Below are 18,784 nucleotides of genomic sequence, written 5' to 3'. Positions count from 1 at the left end.
CTGCATATCATGCGCCGCATGTATGTAGAGGGAGCTGCGTTTTTTTATTTACGGTCAAGTTATCCTCATTGTAAATTCAAATCATTTATCTCCGAAATCCCTATGGTTCATGGGTTCTGGACGATATCTCCCCTAATTATCATGATCTATCCTTTTATCTTTTTCGTAAAGAAAATGAAAATTCATGGAAAAGTCATTGTATTTATATAAATACGGTCGTATAATGATACATATTATTCATGAGGGATCATTTTCCTATACGTGTTAACTATTTCAGGGCAGTAGCAATATCCCGGATTTTATACCGATCACAACGAAGCCTACGTTCAGGAGCTTATACAGGAGTAGTGAGGAATGGAGAGAGTGGAATGAATCAAGAGAAGCATGTACGAGTAGCCATTGTTGGTTCCACTGGCTACGGCGGTGTCGAACTTATCCGTCTGTTATTAAATCATCCGAATGTCACGATCACATCAGTCATTTCAGCATCGAGCGCAGGAGCACCAATTGCAGACGGATACCCGCATTTGCATGAAGTGATGTGCGATACGTTGGACGGGGTGGATGTGGAAGAGATGCGAAGGAAGGCAGACGTTGTGTTTACAGCAACTCCTTCCGGCGTGAGCGGACAGCTGGTACCGAAACTGCTGGAGGCAGGACTCGCCGTTATCGATTTGTCTGGGGACTTCCGCATTAAGGATGGCGAGCTATATACGACATGGTATAAGCACGCTGCTCCAGCGGAAGAGTGGCTAGCGGAAGCCAAGTACGGCTTGTGTGAGTTGTACCCGGAGCGTGGATATGCAGAAGGGCGTAAGTTCATTTCCAATCCAGGCTGCTACCCAACGGCAACGCTGCTCGGACTCATTCCAGCACTGCAAGCAGGGTGGATTCAACCTGACAGTCTCATTATTGACGCGAAATCCGGCGTATCCGGAGCTGGTCGAGGCGTAAACTTAGGTGTTCATTATGCGGAGATTAATGAAAACTTCAAGGCCTACAAAGTTAACAAGCATCAGCATATTCCGGAAATCGAGCAGGTTCTTAGCGAGGTTGCACAGCAGCCGGTTACGGTGACGTTCACCACGCACTTGACGCCAATGACTCGCGGCATTATGTGCACGATGTATGCGACGCTTGCAGGGACATACATCGAAGATGACTTTATATCTCTCTATCAAGAGTATTATGCAGGACGGCGATTCGTTCGCATTCGTCCACAAGGACAGTGGCCGGCAACGAAGGAAGTGTTCGGATCGAACTTCTGTGATATCGGTTTTGCCGTAGATCGGAGAACGAAGCGGGTAACGATTATTTCCGTTATCGACAATGTCGTCAAGGGCGCGGCAGGCCAAGCGATACAGAATTTGAATCATATGATGGGATGGGACGAGACAACGGGGCTGATGCTCACACCGGTGTACCCATAACGTGAACATATATACGGATAGCATGAAGCTATTCAATGAAAAAGATGTACGACTTTGATAAAGAAGAAGGTTGATAGGGATGCAAACGCAAGCTCTGAGCACAGAGGTGCAATTATTTAACATTATCGATGGATCAGTAACAACACCTCATGGATTTCGGGCCAGCGGGCTGTATTGCGGCTTGAAGAAATCCGAACGCAATGATTTGGGTGCTATCGTATGCGACGTGCCTGCGGCAGCAGCTGCCGTGTATACAACGAACGTATTCCAAGCAGCGCCGCTTGCTGTAACGCGTGCAAGTTTGAATGAAGAGGGCAAGCTGCAAGCCATTATTGTGAACAGTGGAAATGCGAATGCCTGCACAGGCAAGCAAGGGGAAGCGGATGCATACCGGATGCGCAGTGCATTTGCAGAGCAGCTTGGCATTGCGCCGCATTATGTAGCTGTTGCATCCACAGGCGTCATCGGCGAGCCGCTGAAGATGGATTGCGTGGAGAGAGGGATCGTGGAGCTTCCTACGAAGTTGACTGAGCTTGGAGAAGGTGCGGAGCAGTTCTCACAAGCGATTTTGACAACAGATCTGGTGAAGAAGGAAGCAAGTGCGGTCGTTATGGTCGATGGCAAGCAAGTTACGGTTGCGGGGTGCGCCAAGGGATCGGGAATGATTCATCCGAACATGGCTACGATGCTTGGGTTCGTAACGACCGATGCATCAATCGGTCAAGAGGCACTGGCAGGTTTACTTCGTTCCACAACGAACAAGACATTCAATATGATAACGGTGGATGGAGATACGAGCACGAACGATATGCTTATCGCACTGGCGAGCGGCATGGCAGGCAATGAACCTCTCCATGAGCAGCATGAAGCATGGCAAGCGTTCGCAGCAGCATTCCACTATGTGTGTGAACAGCTGGCTAAAGCAATCGCTCGCGATGGAGAAGGAGCGACGAAGCTGATTGAGGTGCGTGTCACTGGAGCTGTATCAGATGAGGCGGCAACTGCGATTGCCAAGTCGATTGTTGGATCGAGTCTTGTGAAATCAGCTGTATTTGGTGCAGATGCGAACTGGGGCCGGGTTATAGCAGCTGTTGGTTATGCGGGGCAGCCGGTTAATCCCGATACGGTGGATATTCATATGGGGCCAATCACTGTGCTTCAGCAGTCAACACCGGTAGCATTTGATGAAGAGGCTGCGCTAGCCTATTTGAAGGGAGATACGGTCATCTTCCACGTTGATTTACATATGGGGGCTGGCGAATCCAAGGCATGGGGTTGTGACTTGACGTATGATTACGTGCGCATTAATGCGGCGTACCGGACATAGAGCAGAGCAAATGGGGGTCGAGAGCTGCAACTGATCAACAATAGCAGCGATGCGGCTTGGGTACCCATTATAGGTACCGATAGAGATAGTGTATAGGAGAGAGACATCGGAGAGGCTAGATAAGCTGCAAGGAAGTGTGAAGTTGTATTAAGCGGTGTAAAGCAAGAGCGGGAAGGAGCAGCGTGGGAGTATGGCAACGACAGAAACTCAGGGCGTAGAGAAGTCATTGGCGGCTACAGCTGTAAAGCTGTTCGTCATGAAGTGCGGAGGAAGCACCTTGGCAGCATTGCCGAATTCGTTCTATGAACAGCTTCATCAGCTTCAGGAGGATGGTACAGTTCCTGTAATCGTGCATGGCGGTGGACCTGCGATATCAGGCATGCTGGATAAGCTCGGCATCGAGTCCGAATTCATCGGTGGGCTTCGTAAGACCGATGAAGCCGTGCTTGACGTCGTCGAAATGATCCTTGCCGGACAGATCAACAAGCAAATCGTACGGCGCCTCACACAAGTAGGGGCTAAGGCGGTTGGGCTGTCGGGAACAGATGGCGGACTCATTCAGGCGGAGCCGGTACCTAACGCGGCGCAAGTGGGCTTTGTCGGAGACGTGACCCATGTCAATGCATCCTTGCTGGCTGGACTGGTCGACATGAATCATATGCCTGTCATTGCGCCAGTTGGACTGGATCGTGCAGGCCAACGCTATAACATCAATGCTGATACTGCAGCAGGTGCTGTAGCGGCTTATCTTGGATCGGAGCAGCTTATTGTGGTAACGGATGTACCCGGCATTATGAGAAACGGCCCAGAAGGGAAAGTTGTACTTCCCGTTGTGACGACTGAGGAAGTTGAGGCGATGATCGAGAGTGGCGATATTTACGGAGGGATGATCCCGAAGGTGCAGGCTGCGATGAAATGTCTGGAGGGCGGCGTGCAGGAGGTTGTTATTGCTGACGGATCTGAACCTGATGTACTGCGCCGATTGATGGCTGGGGAAGCGATCGGAACTCGAATTGTTAGGTCATAGGTGGCCTATTAAGACATGGAATAAATTGAAGGTTGGATCTTTTAGATAGCAGTATGCTGCAGCTGAGAGGCTGTGAACAGAGTAACAGACTGAACGAAGGGGTGGAGACGATGACGAAGAATATAGATGCCGGGAAGGAAGCTGGCGCTTTGTTCCCAACGTATGCCCGCTATCCAATTGCACTGGTCAAGGGGCAAGGGAGCCGTGTATGGGACAATGAGGGGAAATGCTACTTGGATTTCATGAGCGGCATAGCTGTAACGAACTTGGGACATGTGCCGGAGAGGGTCAAGGCGCGTGTACAAGAACAGCTGGATACGTTATGGCACGCTTCGAATCTGTTCTATATCCCACAGCAGGAACAAGCGGCGGAGCTGCTGACCGCGAATACATGTGCAGATGCTGTATTCTTCTGCAATAGTGGAGCGGAAGCGAACGAGGCAGCTATTAAGCTGGCGCGACGCTATCATGCAGCAGTTGCTAAGACAGGGCGGTCGGAAATTATTACGTTCCATCAATCCTTCCACGGCCGCACGTTGGCGACGCTGACAGCAACTGGTCAAGACAAGGTGAAGGATGGATTCGCTCCGCTGCCAGCAGGATTCCGTTATGTACCGTTTAACGATAGTGAGGCGCTGAAAGCTGCGATAACGGATAATACCGCAGCGATTATGCTTGAAATCGTGCAAGCAGAAGGCGGTGTCTTCCCGATCAAGGCATCATTCGCTCAAGAAGTAGCTGCATTGTGCAAGGAGCACGGACTTCTTCTCATCGTGGATGAAGTACAAACGGGAATGGGGCGAACAGGGGCATTGTTCGCATATGAGCACTACGGCCTTCAGCCGGATATCTTTACTGTGGCCAAGGGGCTCGGCAGTGGCTTCCCAGTAGGAGCCATGCTGGCGCAGGAGTATCTGCGGGCAGCGTTCAGTCCGGGCACACATGGCTCGACCTTCGGCGGCAACCCGCTCGCGATGTCAGCTGTAGTAGGCACACTGGAGACGATGCTGGAAGAGAAGGCTGCACAGCGGGCAGCGGAGAAGGGGACGACCTTGCTTAACGCGCTGCGGGTGAAGTTGAGCAATGTACCGCTAGTGAAGGATATACGAGGTCTCGGGCTTCTTGTTGGTATCGAGTGCGCGGAACCTGTGGCGGATGTGATTAAGGAGGCACAACAAGCGGGCTTGCTATTCATTAGCGCGGGTCCGAATGTGATTCGTTTGCTTCCGAATCTGTTCGTAAGTGACGAAGAAATCGATGAGGCTGTGGCGATTATCCACGATGTATTAGTGAAGCGTTCAGAAGTCGTTGCTACGGCATAGATGGCAATCGGAGCGTGTGTACAGATCGGATGGGAAGACAGCGACTATATACGGAGGTGGCCTTGATGGCAACAACAGCATCTACAATTGATTTGCGCGGACGCGATTTTATTGCGCTCGCTGACTATACGATGGAAGAATTGCAATACTTGATCGATCTCGCGATTGAGCTGAAGCGGAAGCAGAAGGCAGGCGAGGTGTATCAGCCGCTGAAGGGGAAGACACTCGGCATGATCTTCGAGAAGTCTTCCACACGCACACGTGTATCATTTGAAGTAGGGATGTACCAGCTTGGCGGTCAGGCATTGTTTTTGAGTAAAAATGATCTGCAAATTGGCCGCGGGGAGCCAATATTGGATACCGCCCAAGTGCTGTCGCGCTATGTGGATGGCATTATGATCCGGACGTTTGCCCATCGCACGGTCATAGATTTGGCGCGCGGCGCTACCATACCGGTTATTAATGGATTGACGGATATGAATCATCCATGCCAAGCGCTGGCCGATTTCCAGACGATATATGAGAAAAAAGGAACGCTGCAAGGCTTGAAGCTAGCCTATATCGGGGACGGCAATAATATGGCGAATTCCCTGCTAATGGGAGCGAGCAAGCTGGGAATGCATGTTGCTGTCGCATCGCCTGAAGGATATATGCCGGATGAAGGCATCGTGAAGCAAAGCCTCGAGCAGGCGCAGCAGTCAGGATCTCAAGTGCTCATTACGAGTGATCCGAAGGAAGCAATCGCGAACGCCGATGTGGTCTATACAGACGTATGGGCAAGCATGGGGTTCGAGGCGGAGCAGCTGAAGCGTGAGCAAGCGTTCCGCAACTTCCAAGTGAATGAAGAATTAGCTCGGTATGCGAAGCCTGATTATATATTCCTGCACTGCTTGCCTGCACATCGTGGTGAAGAAGTCAGTGAAGGTGTTATTGATGGCGGCCACTCTGTTATTTTCGATCAAGCGGAGAATCGTCTGCATGCGCAGAAGGCGATTATGGCTTCCTTGATGGGAGAGTAACGTATTTATGGATCGAGTTTGATCGGTAGATGGACTACTATTGTTAACGAGAATAGGCAGGCATCCTCTTTTTTTGGAGTACTTATGTTACATGGGGCTAAATCGTAACGACCTAAATAAATTGAGGTGGACGCACACTTGGCTGAATAGGGGAACTTGGTCAAGTTGATGGACACATGCAGGACGAATTGAACCTTATCGAGTTTATTAAACTTATCGAATTTATTGAACCTCATCTCTACAGCATATTGAACGGGGGAGTCATCGTGGCAAAGAACAAAATTGTGCTGGCCTATTCAGGCGGCTTAGATACATCCGTCATCCTAACATGGCTAAAGGAAACCTATGATGCAGAGATCATTACGTTTACCGCGGACATTGGACAAAAGGAAGAACTGGACGGCCTTGAAGAAAAGGCAATCGCAACAGGTGCATCCAAAGTCTACATTGACGATTTGCGCGCAGAGTTTGCGCAGGATTTCATTTTCCCGATGTTCCAGGCAGGTGCACTGTATGAAGGGCAATATCTGCTCGGCACGAGCATTGCGCGTCCGCTCATTGCGAAGCGGATGATTGAGATTGCTCGTATGGAAGGTGCAACGGCGATTGCTCATGGTGCAACTGGCAAAGGGAATGACCAAGTCCGTTTTGAACTGACGGCAGCGGCGCTGGCACCGGACATTCAAGTCATCGCGCCTTGGCGCTCGGAGCAATTCCGCGCTGACTTCCCAGGACGCGCTGAGATGATCGCCTACGCGGAGAAGCATGGTATTCCGGTGCAGGCTTCTGCGGCCAAACCATACTCGATGGACCGCAATCTGCTCCACATTAGCTTCGAGAGCGGCATGCTGGAGGATCCATGGTTTGACGCAACAGCAGATGCGAATAAAGGCATGTATGTACTGAGTGTCTCCCCAGAGGATGCGCCGAATGAGTCGGAGCTCATCGAATTAACATTCGAGCAAGGCAATTGTACTGTGGTTAACGGAGAGGCGCTCTCCCCTCTGCAGGTAATGGAGACATTGAATGAGCTTGGCGGCAAGCACGGCATTGGTCGTGTTGATATGGTAGAGAACCGCTTCGTCGGCATGAAGAGCCGCGGCGTCTACGAGACACCGGGCGGTACGATTCTATTTACGGCACACCGCATCATGGAATCGTTGACGATGGATCGCGAAGTAATGCATATCCGTGACTCGCTTATTCCGAAGTACAGTGCTGCAGTATACAACGGGTTCTGGTTCGCACCGGAGCGGCTTGCGATTCAAGCACTCGTCAACGAAAGCCAGAAGCATGTGACGGGCAGCGTGCGGCTTAAGCTGTACAAGGGCAATGTGATGGGCGCTGGCGTACAAAGTCCGGTGAGTTTATACAATCCAGATATCGCGACGATGGAGGCAGACCCCTCTCAGGCATACGATCAAAATGATGCAACAGGCTTTATTCATTTGAACGCCTTGCGTCTTAAGGTCGCTGCCGGGGTGCATGGTACGAAGGTTCATGGGGCTTCCTTGCAAGAAGCAGGCGTGTAATACAGGAAGGGGAGAGCAGCGTGAGCAAACTATGGGGCGGTCGGTTTACGAAACAGACGGATCAACTCGTTGAACAATATACAGCTTCGATTACATTCGATAAAGCAATGGCTGAAGAGGATATACAGGGCAGCCTTGCTCACGTGGCGATGCTGGGAGCTTGCGGTATATTGCCGCAGGAGGATGTAGATCAGATAACGGATGGACTTCATCAGGTCGCGAATATGATCCGCCGCGGGGAACTGGATTACTCCGTATCCGATGAGGACATTCATATGAATATTGAAAAAACGCTCATTGATCTTGTTGGCCCGGTGGGTGGCAAGCTGCATACTGGACGCAGCCGCAACGACCAAGTGGCGACCGATATGCACTTGTACATGCGCAAGCGTGTGGTCACCTTTGTTGAGCTGCTCGTGCAGCTGCAGGAAGCACTTATTGCGCAGGCGAAGGAGAACGTGGAGACAATCGTGCCTGGCTATACGCATTTGCAGCGTGCGCAGCCGATTCTATTCGCCCATCACTTGATGGCGTATGTCGCAATGTTCGAGCGCGATATCGAGCGTTTGACGGACAGTTATAAGCGCATTGATATGCTTCCACTTGGAGCGGGTGCGCTCGCGGGGACGACATTTGCGATTGATCGTCATTACACCGCGAAGCAGCTTGGCTTCAGCCGCGTATATGAGAACAGTCTTGATGCAGTGAGCGATCGGGATTTCATCGTGGAATTCCTGTCGAACGCTTCACTGATTATGATGCACTTGTCCCGCTTGTGTGAGGAGCTTGTGCTCTGGTCGAGCACTGAATTTCAATTCGTGGAGCTGGACGATGCATTCTGCACGGGTTCCAGTATTATGCCGCAGAAGAAAAATCCAGACGTCGCGGAACTAGTTCGCGGGAAGACAGGGCGGGTATACGGTAATCTTGTGGGCATGCTGACGGTACTCAAGGCACTGCCGCTAGCCTATAACAAGGATATGCAGGAAGACAAGGAAGGCATGTTCGACACAGTGCATACGTTGGACGGGGCACTGCGCCTATTTGCACCGATGATTGCCACGATGAAGGTGAACCGCAGCCGCATGCGGGAGGCAGTGCGTCAGGACTTCTCCAACGCAACTGACATTGCAGATTTCCTCGTTGGCAAGGGACTGCCATTCCGTCAGGCGCATGAAGTTATCGGCAAGACGGTGCTGTACTGTATTGAACAGAACAAATACCTGCTTGATCTGACCCTGGAGGAGTTCAAGCAGTTCTCTGAACTGTTCGATGATCGTATCTATGCTGTCCTTCAACCTGAGCAGGTTGTAAATGCACGCAACGTATACGGCGGAACAGCAACGGTGCAGGTAGAGGCCGCCATTGGGCGGGCAGAACAAGCATTGGCACAGAAGGCGCTCTGGATCGAAGCCAACGGTGGGATCAAGTTAGCATAGGAGTTGATGGTAGGCTGATTTCTGTTGGATTGGTTGATCATCGATAGTATTCAGCATCGTTATGACATCATGTAACTCAACTTATCGAAGAGCACTGCGCGTTAATAGCGTCCTGTGAGGCGCTGACGCGCTTGTGCTTTTTTGCATTTGGAGGGATGTTTCGCTTCGTAGGCTTCACCCCTGCCATTGCCTGAATATGTAAATATGTGTATAATTAACAATGTGCATATGCACGATCAAACTTCATAAGGAGGAATGCTAATGCCTCAGCCGAAGTACGTCACCGATATCGACAAGGTCACACAGTTGCCCGAGACGGAAAGGAAACGGCTCAAGCAGATTACCGAGAAATTTGTATTCCGCGTCAACGATTATTATTTGAACCTCATTGATTGGAACGACCCCAATGACCCGATTCGGAAGCTTGTTATCCCGAACACCGGGGAACTGAAAGAGTATGGACGATGGGATGCCTCAGACGAGGACACGAACTACGTAGTTCCTGGCTGCCAGCACAAGTATTCATCCACCGCACTATTAATTGTATCGGAAGTATGCGGCGCCTATTGCCGATACTGCTTCCGCAAGCGACTATTCCGCAACGATGTCAAAGAAGCGATGTCCGATGTGAATCCCGGACTCACTTACATTGCCGAACATCCCGAGATTAACAATGTCCTGCTTACCGGCGGAGACAGTCTGATTCTAGCCACCCCGAAACTGCGCATGATTTTACAACGTCTGCGCGATATCCCTCATGTTAAGATTATTCGATTGGGCTCCAAGCTGCCCGTTTTCAATCCGATGCGGATTTATGAAGATGAGTTATTGCTGGAGGCGATTCGTGAATTTTCAACACCTGACCACCGGATTTATGTAATGGCTCATATTAACCACCCACGTGAAATCACAGAAGAAGCAAAGCGCGGATTCCAGGCACTGCACGAAGCTGGAGCAATCGTAGTCAATCAGACGCCGGTGTTGCGGGGTATTAATGATGATGCGGATGTACTCGGAGAACTGCTAGATAAGCTGTCATGGGCCGGGGTAACCCCGTATTATTTCTTTATTAACCGGCCGGTTGCTGGAAATAGTGAATTCGTTCTCCCATTAAAGGAAGCGTACCAACTCGTTGAAGCAGCCAAGGCGAAGACGTCAGGACTTGGCAAGCGGGTTCGATTATCTATGAGCCATACATCAGGCAAAATCGAAATTTTGGCGATTGAGAACGGAAAGGCATATCTGAAATATCATCAATCCCGAGACGGGAACTATGGCAAGTTCATGGTGCTCGATTGTCCAGATCATGCTGCTTGGTTTGATGACCTTCCCGGCAACGAGCAGTTTTGGACACCACCTCAAAAAAAATCCCAAGATATCGTTTCTGTGAATAAACTTCCAGATATGCCGCAGCAGCGAACGAGGAGGGATGCGTAATGCAACGTTCTGTACCATCGTCGGATCGTACAGCTTTATCCGAACCCCTAGCTGGATCAAGCCCAAGCGAAGATGTTCCTTTCATTCAATCTGGAGACGAAGTCGTTGAATGGATGCACCGGCATGCTGCAGAGTATTTGCGCTTGCAATTTACGGACTTGTTCGGCAAGGTGAAGCAGTTTGTCATCCATCGTGATGAAGCAGATGCTGCTTTTAAAGGAAAGGTGATGTTTGACGGTTCTTCGGTCACAGGGTACGGCGGTGTAGATCAATCCGATCTCGCCTTGCATCCGGATCCAACTTCATTCCATGTGGATACGTGGCACGACTCTACATGCGGCACAATAGCAACTGTCTTTTGTGATGTACGCTTGCCGGATGGCAGACGCGCGCAGGGGTGTACCCGGAGTATGTTGAAGGAAGTGCTGCGAGAAGCAAAGGAATTAGGTTATTCCTACTATATTGGGGTTGAGGGTGAATTTTTTCTCTACCCGGTAAGTGAACGAGGAACACCAATTGTTACGACCCATGACGAAGGAGGCTATTGTGATCTGTTCCCTCATGATCGCGGAGAGAATGTAAGATTAGAATTATTGCAGGAGATGAGGAAGCAAGGCTTCCAAACTGAGGCGTCTCATCATGAAGTGGCTCCTGGCCAGCATGAGATCAACTTTCGCTTCGGAGAAGCGCTTAGAGCAGCTGATCGGTGGCAAATGTTCAAGCTACTGACGAAGCGAGTGGCAAATCAACATGGCCTACATGCCACATTCATGCCGAAGCCAATGAGTGGTCAAAATGGCAGCGCCCTTCATTGCAATCAATCTCTGCAGGACGATGCGAGGCGTAATGTGTTCCATGATCCGCATGCGTCATCCGAGATGAGTGACACTGCTCTCTATTTTATAGCTGGCTTGCTGCATCACGCAAAAGGAATGTCCGCCATTGCGAACCCAGTCGTTAATTCCTATAAGCGCTTAATGCCAGGCTATGAAGCACCGACTCATCTAACTTGGTCGGAAAGCAATCGTTCGGCAATGATCCGAATTCCGGCGGCACGAGGCAAGCAGACGCGAATTGAATATCGTACGCCGGATCCAACCGCTAATCCCTATTTACTGTTTGCGGTCATGCTGAAGTCAGGTTTGGAAGGTGTGAAGAAGAGGGAAAGGCCGCCCAAGGAAGCAAGCGGGGACATTCATCAAGCGAAAAATAGCACACCGTATAAATGGGATATCTACCCCCGGGATTTATTTGAAGCGTTAAGGTATATGGAGAAGGATACAATCATCCAGGATGTCATGGGCGAGCAGGCATTGAACACGTACATTTCAATGAAAGAACAGGAATATAGCGAATATGCATCACAAGTTCATGGGTGGGAGCTTACTTCCTATCTGCGAGAATATTAATAAATTGCATTCAAGCTCGGTATGAACGCAAGAAGAGCCCTCATCAATGATGATGCAGGGCTCTTTCTCTTGAATGTTGCCTTCGGTTACCTCTATCTAGGACTCATCATTAAATACGGGTCCATTCACACCATCCTCTAAAATCGGGTTTTGATCCTTTTTCGAAGAAGACTGATCCGATCCGCCTGTATTGACCGCTATAAGTGTCGGCTGTGGTCTGTACGTATCCACGAACATTTTTTTGCGTTCGACCACTTTGCCGTTAACGAGCTTGATCCGGTACGACTCTACCGTATATCCCTGTTTCCCCTTCTGGATCGTCTCGTGGCTGCCGATAGGGAGATTTGGATTTTTCACATATTTAATCGTTGGCTCTAGTACCTTCAATGTTTTGGTCTCCATCCGATAGGATACATCCTTATCCATTGTGCCGAAAAATTTAATGATGAGCCGATCGTCCTCAGCAGCAGTTCGAATAATAAGATGCTTGCCGGTTGTGTTTTTGAAGCGGAAATTAATATAGCCCTGAGAGAAGGTGGCATCTAACCCAATTGGTAAGTAAGAGACAGGTAATGAATGATTGCGTCGCTCGACGATTTCCAGACCAGTGCGAAGTACTGCATTGTATAAGGTGCTCGATACTTGGCAAATGCCTCCGCCAATGCCGGGCACAAGCTTGCCGTTGAAGATGACGGGAGCTTCCTTGAAGCCGTATTTCTTTTCCGTTTCAGCAATGACCTTATCATAGTCGAAAACCTCACCAGGCTTCAGCACCATGTCATGAATGGTCTGGGCAGCTGCGTTGACATTATGGGTGCGGCCGTCGCTGGCTTGCACGAAGCTGGTTGAGAACTCAATAATCTTTCGTTCAATCCCCTCCGCTTTCAGCGATGCTATTGTGACTGGTGGGGCTGTTTTTTGTAGTGGTACCTGAAGTGCAATGGATTGCCCTTCAATCCACGTGTGAGGGATGGAGGTGCGGATGAGTTGTTCCAACTGTAATCGGTCGATGCGAAGGACTGTTTTTTCGGGTTTATAGCGTATGTTGTCGTCTTTTGTGATTTCCCGCTGTGCATTTACGGGCTTGCCGAATGTCTTTTCCTCCCAGTCAGGCGTTAAGCGCTTCGCCCACACGTCCTTATTCCAACGGAATTGAAGTGTCCACGATGTCGGGAAATAGTAGCGTGCTTGAATTCGTTCCCAGAGAGAGCCTTCCTTCATCTTGTCGAGTGCGCGTAAAATAGGCTCCGCATCATATGTAACGCCGAGATCAGCAAGTGTAGTTTTGACTGGTTCAACGTTCGAGCCGTCGAAGGAGAATTCGAATGGCGTTTGCTCCAACTGCTCAATTTTTGCTTTTAATTGCTCGCGGAAGGCGTCCATGGATTGAGAGCCGATATTCCAGGTGGACAGATGTACGTTGGGAGGGATTGTTGGCTGTGATGCATAGCTGTGAGCTAAGCCCCATACCGCAGTACCTACCAACAAGAGCGAGGCAACGGTTATAAATAGTGCATGGATTTTTTTCACTGCAATAGCCTCCTGCTTATGAAAAAATGAAGAAGAGCGTCCTTGCTTGAAGGAAGCCTAAGGACGAGAAGATTTGATTTATTCATTTTCATACTATATGCGACTTGCATAGCAAACTTGACTCGATAAGTGTAGAGAACACGGGAACAATTGCGTTAGCTGGTTGGAGGGGAGGACTACAGCAAGGGTCGGACTACTTCCGACGGCGTTAGCTGCTATAGAAGGCTGAATGATAGCTAAATGTGGTGCTATGCGTAAAAAGATGTTGAAATTTCCTTTCTTTTAAAGGATTTAGTGCACTTATGTCGAATGTATATTAGCTGATCTTTTAAACTTAGGGTGTGATCATTTGATAGAAATGCAAGATGTATGGAAAACGTATCAAGACGGCTCTCACGCATTGCGCGGCATATCCGTCCAAATTGATAAGGATGAATTCGTCTATTTGGTTGGACCGTCAGGAGCAGGGAAATCGACATTCATGAAATTGATCTATAGAGAAGAAGTTCCTACGAAGGGGCAAATTTTCGTAAGTGGATTCAATATCGGTAAGCTGAAGCAGCGCAAGATTCCGTTCGTTCGGCGCAATATCGGCGTCGTGTTCCAGGACTTTCGACTTTTGCCGAAGCTGACAGCCTATGAGAATGTTGCCTTCGCGATGGAAGTTATCGAAGCGCCGAAGAAGGTCATTAAGCGCCGTGTGCCTGAGGTGCTGGAGCTGGTGGGCCTGAAACATAAGATGAACAGCCTGCCGGCGCAACTGTCGGGAGGAGAGCAACAGCGAATCGCGATTGCAAGGGCAATCGTGAATAACCCATCTGTAATTGTGGCGGACGAGCCAACGGGGAACCTCGATCCAGAGACATCATGGGGCATTATGAAGCTGCTTGAGGAAATTAATTTCCGCGGCACGACGATTGTCATGGCTACTCATAACAAGGATATCGTCAATTCGATGCGCAAGCGGGTTATTGCGATCGAGCAGGGACTTATTGTTCGTGACGAGGCACGGGGGGAATACGGCTATGATTTTTAATTCAATTTCCCGCCATGTCAGAGAAGGAAGCAAGAGTATTTTCCGCAATGGATGGATGTCTTTCGCATCGATTAGTACGATAGTGATCTCGTTATTTATATTAGGTGTGTTCATGCTATTGTCGTTAAATGTAAACGAGATGACGAAGCAAATTGATAACAAGGTTCAAATTCGAGTTTATATGAAGCTTGATGCTACACAAGAGCAGAAGGAACTAGTCGCTACAGATATCGGCAATATGTCAGAAGTAAGCAAAGTTATTCCCATCTCCAAGGAAGAGGGCATGAAGCTGCTAGAGAAGAACTTGGGTGAGGACGGCAAGGAACTGCTTAACGGCTATACGAAGGATACGAATCCGCTTCCGGATTCTTTTACGGTTGAGGTATACGATCCAGCAACAATTGGCATGGTCGCGAAGAAGATTAATGCCATTAATGATACGAATAGCGCGAAGCCGCTGTGGAAGGTCAATTACGGGAAAGGAACGGTCGATACCTTGCTGAAGGTAACGGCAACCGTACGTAACTTCGGCCTTTTTATTGTAGCCGGCCTAGCCGTGACAGCGATGTTCCTTATTTCGAATACGATTAAAGTTACGATTATGGCTCGTCAGCGCGAGCTTAGCATTATGAAGCTTGTTGGGGCAACCAATTCCTTCATCCGAGGACCGTTCTTCGTCGAAGGGGCTCTCTTAGGCATTGTAGGGTCACTGATTACCGTTGGACTGCTATTTTACGGATATCAGCAGCTCGTGACGAATTTTGAGCTGGGCTTGCAGATGGTCAAGCTTATTCCACTGCAGGATGCGTGGCTGCTTGTTGGCAGTACTCTAGTGGGACTAGGCATTTTGATTGGCACATGGGGAAGTACGATATCCATTCGTAAATTTTTGAAAGTATAGATAGCACCAACGAAATGCAGCGTGTGAACGATAGGCCCAAATCGGGGAAGATAGGAGGAACCGGATTGAAACGAAGTACTGGATTGAAGAAGTGGATTACTTTAATCGCAAGCTTTGCAATTCTCTTCTCGATGGCGCCGCCATCTACGGGACAAGCATCTGAGTTGGACAAGGTCAATCAGCAATTGAAGCAGCTTCAGAGCGAGATGCGTCAAGCGGAGAATAAGCAGCAAGAAGCGAAGTCCATGAAGTCCGAAGCAACGAAGTTGCTTGGGAAGACGCAGAAGGATATGGACTATCTTCTGTCTGAGATTGATAAGAAAGCTAATGAGATGGCGAATGTCGCTCATCAAATAGATGAAACAGAATTAAATTTGGCTAAGGCAGCAGATGAACTGCAGAAGGTCAACAAACGAATTGATGAACGTGAGGATTTGCTGGATACGCGTGTGCGATTGATGTATACGAACGGCGTCGTGTCCTACATAGATGTATTGTTTAGTGCGACAAGTTTCTCTGATTTCCTGGATCGGTTCGATTCACTGCAATCGATCGCTGAACAAGATAAGGAAATATTGGCGGAGCATAAGCATGACAAGCAGCTTGTAGTCCAGAAGAAGCTGGAGATCGAGACGAACCTGAAGCAAGTAAAATTGCTGTATGCGAAGCTCGATAATGCGAAGAAGGACTTAATGTTGAAGGAAAAAGAAAAAGAAGTCATGATTGCAAGCTATAATAAGCAAATTGACGAATCAGATGACGCCAGTGAGGAGCAGGACAGACTGCTCGTTGAGTTTGCGAAAAAGCGTGCAGAGTTGCTCCGTAAGAAGAATGAGCTGATGAAGCCGAAGGAGAAGCCAAAGCCGAAGGCGAAACCAAGAAGCAATTCGAACTCAGTGTACTCGGGCGGCAAATTTGCAGTTCCTCTTCATGACGATTATTATATCTCTTCACAATTCGGTTCGCGCACCGATCCGATTACTGGAAAACAAGGAGCGTTCCATAGTGGTCTTGACATGGCCACGCCGGGAGGTACTGATATCTATGCTGCTGAATCAGGTACAGTTCTGATTGCAGAATGGTGGTCTGGATACGGGAACTGTGTCGTCATTGATCATGGAAATGGTGTTTGGTCCCTGTATGGGCATATCCGCAACGGTGGAATTAAAGTATCGAAGGGTGACCAAGTTTCACGTGGCGACAAGATTGCAGAGGTAGGAGCAACAGGCCGTGCAACAGGCAACCACCTACACTTTGAAGTTCGCGTGGATGGAGAACGCGTTGATCCGGAACCTTATTTGAAATAAAAATGGCAGTTTCGACATATACTAAGATGAATGTTGACTGAGTAAGCGTAGGGAACATAGGGAAGACAAAGGCGGTGATTCGATGTCATTCAAAGGGAGAACCGTCGCTCTGCTCGTCGGAGCGGCTATGCTGACAGGCAGTGCCTTAACGTTTACAGTGATGGACTTGCCGATATTTGCGAGTGGTGGACAAGCTGCATCGGCAGGTAATGGTTTGTCAGCGAGCGAGATGCAGAAGCTGAACTCGGCGTTAGGCATAATCGAAAATAAATACGTTACCGCCATTGAGCGCAACAAGATAGTAAACGGTGCAGTTCATGGCATGATCGCCGCGCTTAACGATCCTTACTCCTCCTTTATGGAGAAAGAGGAAGCGGAGCAATTCAATCATAGCATTGAAGGTGCTTTTACCGGGATTGGCGCGGAAGTGACGATGGAGAATGGCGAAGTGACGGTAGTATCGCCGATTAAGGGATCCCCTGCTGAGAAGGCTGGCGTCAAGCCGAAAGACGTGCTGATTTCCGTAAATGGAGAGAGTCTGGAGGGCAAAAACCTAAACGAGGCAGTAGCGAAAATCCGCGGCCCGAAGGGTACGAAGGCTAAAATCCTTATCAAGCGGGCAGGGCAAACAGTTCCACTTGAGCTCGTCGTTGTGCGAGATGAAGTAGACATGGAGACTGTATATCCGAAGATGCTGGATGGAAGTATTGGCTATATTGAGATTCGTCAATTCTCATTGAATACGTTCGATCGTTTCAAGGAAGAGCTTGAGAAGCTGGAGAAGCAGGGAATGAAGGGGCTTGTTATCGATGTGCGTAACAATCCGGGCGGTGTGCTCGATATTGTGCAGAAGATGACAGAGCTGTTCGTTCCAGAAGGCAAGTCCATTGTTCAAGTGGAGGATCGGAACAAAGAGCGCAGCAGCTACTTGTCTAAGGGGACTGCGAAGCTGAAGCCATATCCGGTTACGATGCTGACGAATAAGGGCAGCGCCAGTGCTTCTGAAATTATGGCAAGCGCGTTGAAGGAATCTGCTGGAGCGAAGCTCATCGGTGAGCATACATTCGGCAAGGGAACAGTTCAGACGAGCTATAATTCTGGAGATGGCGGTCTGATCAAGATTACAATTGCGAAGTGGTTAACGCCGCAAGGAAATTGGATTCATCAGAAGGGCATCGAGCCAGATATTGCGATTCAGCAGCCTGACTTCTATTATGTCGCTCCTGTTCCGAAGGATAAGACGCTCGCATTTGATATGAACGATGCGAACGTCAAGAATGTTCAGATTATGCTTGCTGGACTAGGTTACAAGCCAGGACGCAAGGATGGCTACTTCTCCAAAGAGACAGAGGCTGCCGTTAAGGAGTTCCAGCAAGCATCCAAGCTAATCGTCACTGGCAAGGTTGACGCGAAGACAGGAGAACAGCTTGAGCTGGCGATTGTTAAGGCCATGCGGGATCCGAAGAACGATGCACAGTTGCATAAGGCGGTTGATGTACTGAAGAAGGAAATCCGCTAAATGCTGTCGAATATAAAGAAGGTCGTAAGCTTCGGCTTCGGCCTTCTTTTTCTTTTGATTGCAAGAATGGGTTTTCGGGTAAATGGATACGTGTGTACGCATAAAGTTCGTCTCCATTAAGGTTATAAAGGGTTATAGAAAGTGGGTATTTGGTTTGAAGGCAAGATGGTTAGTAAGCTTAAAGACAAGGATGGCTGTAAGTGAGCAGCCTAGAGGGTGCGTGTTCAGCATAGATAGAGTGCGTAATCTAATTGGTGATGGAGAGGGGCGAATCATGTGAACCTGCTGGTGGATATCAGTATTCGGGTAGGCGAGGCTGTATTGCAATGGCTGATCTCGCCATTTTATTGGCTGTCCATTCTACTCATTGCCATGCACTATCGCAGGCAAGTGATTCTGGAGCGAAGACTGTTCGCCGTGAAGATGCACAGCTGGATCACCCATACCTGGCATGCATGGCTCGGTGGCTTGATTTCAGGCATCCTCGTAACGTTCGCTGCAATTGGACTCGGCGTGTCTCTGACACGGGAAGTGATCGTGCTGCTGTGG

General features: G+C 49.2%; 14 protein-coding genes and 1 pseudogene. 14 read left to right on the top strand and 1 reads right to left on the bottom strand.

Annotated features, from left to right (window positions below):
- Positions 1–368: 368 nt before the first annotated feature.
- The 9 genes from argC (at position 369) to glnA (ending at position 11,942) form a co-directional block, all read left to right on the top strand.
- Positions 369–1,430, top strand: a complete 1,062-nt coding sequence (gene argC, locus AZ66_RS04775; protein WP_021258847.1) for an N-acetyl-gamma-glutamyl-phosphate reductase — start codon at positions 369–371, stop codon at positions 1,428–1,430.
- Between the two features lie 79 nt (positions 1,431–1,509).
- Complete coding sequence (gene argJ, locus AZ66_RS04770; RefSeq protein ID WP_044353812.1) at positions 1,510–2,757, top strand: bifunctional glutamate N-acetyltransferase/amino-acid acetyltransferase ArgJ; 1,248 nt, start codon at positions 1,510–1,512, stop codon at positions 2,755–2,757.
- A 190-nt stretch (positions 2,758–2,947) separates the two neighbouring features.
- Positions 2,948–3,784 (top strand): acetylglutamate kinase, encoded by an 837-nt coding sequence (argB, locus tag AZ66_RS04765; protein ID WP_044353811.1) that lies wholly within the window; start codon positions 2,948–2,950, stop codon positions 3,782–3,784.
- A 110-nt stretch (positions 3,785–3,894) separates the two neighbouring features.
- Positions 3,895–5,106 (top strand): acetylornithine transaminase, encoded by a 1,212-nt coding sequence (locus tag AZ66_RS04760; RefSeq protein ID WP_044353810.1) that lies wholly within the window; start codon positions 3,895–3,897, stop codon positions 5,104–5,106.
- A gap of 65 nt (positions 5,107–5,171) precedes the next feature.
- Positions 5,172–6,125, top strand: coding sequence for an ornithine carbamoyltransferase (gene argF / locus AZ66_RS04755; protein ID WP_021258843.1), 954 nt, complete (start codon positions 5,172–5,174; stop codon positions 6,123–6,125).
- Between the two features lie 266 nt (positions 6,126–6,391).
- The gene (locus AZ66_RS04750) at positions 6,392–7,657 is read left to right on the top strand and encodes an argininosuccinate synthase (protein WP_044353828.1); all 1,266 of its coding nucleotides are present in this window, start codon (positions 6,392–6,394) and stop codon (positions 7,655–7,657) included.
- A gap of 20 nt (positions 7,658–7,677) precedes the next feature.
- The gene (argH, locus tag AZ66_RS04745) at positions 7,678–9,096 is read left to right on the top strand and encodes an argininosuccinate lyase (RefSeq protein WP_044353809.1); all 1,419 of its coding nucleotides are present in this window, start codon (positions 7,678–7,680) and stop codon (positions 9,094–9,096) included.
- 261 nt (positions 9,097–9,357) lie between these two features.
- Entirely contained in the window at positions 9,358–10,533 is a 1,176-nt protein-coding gene (locus AZ66_RS04740) for a KamA family radical SAM protein (protein WP_021258840.1), read from the top strand.
- Positions 10,533–11,942: a type I glutamate--ammonia ligase gene (gene glnA, locus AZ66_RS04735; RefSeq protein ID WP_052648394.1), complete on the top strand. Its 1,410-nt coding sequence runs from the start codon at positions 10,533–10,535 to the stop codon at positions 11,940–11,942. Before AZ66_RS04740 ends, glnA begins: the two co-directional genes overlap by 1 nt.
- A 96-nt stretch (positions 11,943–12,038) precedes the next feature.
- On the opposite strand, the gene AZ66_RS04730 is transcribed toward glnA, so the two are convergent.
- Entirely contained in the window at positions 12,039–13,472 is a 1,434-nt protein-coding gene (locus AZ66_RS04730) for a VanW family protein (RefSeq protein ID WP_044353808.1), read from the bottom strand.
- 349 nt (positions 13,473–13,821) lie between these two features.
- On the opposite strand from AZ66_RS04730, the gene ftsE reads away from it, so the two are divergent.
- The 5 genes and pseudogenes from ftsE to AZ66_RS04700 form a co-directional block, all read left to right on the top strand.
- Positions 13,822–14,508, top strand: a complete 687-nt coding sequence (gene ftsE / locus AZ66_RS04725) for a cell division ATP-binding protein FtsE (RefSeq protein WP_044353807.1) — start codon at positions 13,822–13,824, stop codon at positions 14,506–14,508.
- The gene (ftsX, locus tag AZ66_RS04720) at positions 14,498–15,409 is read left to right on the top strand and encodes a permease-like cell division protein FtsX (RefSeq protein ID WP_044353806.1); all 912 of its coding nucleotides are present in this window, start codon (positions 14,498–14,500) and stop codon (positions 15,407–15,409) included. Before ftsE ends, ftsX begins: the two co-directional genes overlap by 11 nt.
- 65 nt (positions 15,410–15,474) lie before the next feature.
- Positions 15,475–16,716 carry a murein hydrolase activator EnvC family protein gene (locus AZ66_RS04715; protein WP_052648393.1) on the top strand — a complete coding sequence of 414 codons (1,242 nt, stop codon included), beginning with the start codon at positions 15,475–15,477 and terminating at the stop codon, positions 16,714–16,716.
- Positions 16,717–16,798: 82 nt separating this feature from the next.
- Positions 16,799–18,235 carry a S41 family peptidase gene (locus AZ66_RS04710; protein WP_044353804.1) on the top strand — a complete coding sequence of 479 codons (1,437 nt, stop codon included), beginning with the start codon at positions 16,799–16,801 and terminating at the stop codon, positions 18,233–18,235.
- Between the two features lie 276 nt (positions 18,236–18,511).
- Positions 18,512–18,784: pseudogene (locus AZ66_RS04700) on the top strand (serine protease); the annotation flags it as partial.

It is taken from the genome of Paenibacillus sp. E194 (assembly GCF_000935845.1).
Lineage (GTDB): Bacteria > Bacillota > Bacilli > Paenibacillales > Paenibacillaceae > Paenibacillus_B > Paenibacillus_B alvei_B.
Note: the sequence above shows the minus strand (reverse complement) of the source record. Positions and strands in the feature narration are given on the sequence as shown.

Excerpts from the sequence above, each read along its gene's own strand:
- argC (WP_021258847.1), top strand. The coding sequence starts at position 369 with ATGAATCAAGAGAAGCATGTACGAGTAGCCATTGTTGGTTCCACTGGC.
- argJ (WP_044353812.1), top strand. The coding sequence starts at position 1,510 with ATGCAAACGCAAGCTCTGAGCACAGAGGTGCAATTATTTAACATTATC.
- argB (WP_044353811.1), top strand. The coding sequence starts at position 2,948 with ATGGCAACGACAGAAACTCAGGGCGTAGAGAAGTCATTGGCGGCTACA.
- AZ66_RS04760 (WP_044353810.1), top strand. The coding sequence starts at position 3,895 with ATGACGAAGAATATAGATGCCGGGAAGGAAGCTGGCGCTTTGTTCCCA.
- argF (WP_021258843.1), top strand. The coding sequence starts at position 5,172 with ATGGCAACAACAGCATCTACAATTGATTTGCGCGGACGCGATTTTATT.
- AZ66_RS04740 (WP_021258840.1), top strand. The coding sequence starts at position 9,358 with ATGCCTCAGCCGAAGTACGTCACCGATATCGACAAGGTCACACAGTTG.
- glnA (WP_052648394.1), top strand. The coding sequence starts at position 10,533 with ATGCAACGTTCTGTACCATCGTCGGATCGTACAGCTTTATCCGAACCC.
- ftsX (WP_044353806.1), top strand. The coding sequence starts at position 14,498 with ATGATTTTTAATTCAATTTCCCGCCATGTCAGAGAAGGAAGCAAGAGT.
- AZ66_RS04710 (WP_044353804.1), top strand. The coding sequence starts at position 16,799 with ATGTCATTCAAAGGGAGAACCGTCGCTCTGCTCGTCGGAGCGGCTATG.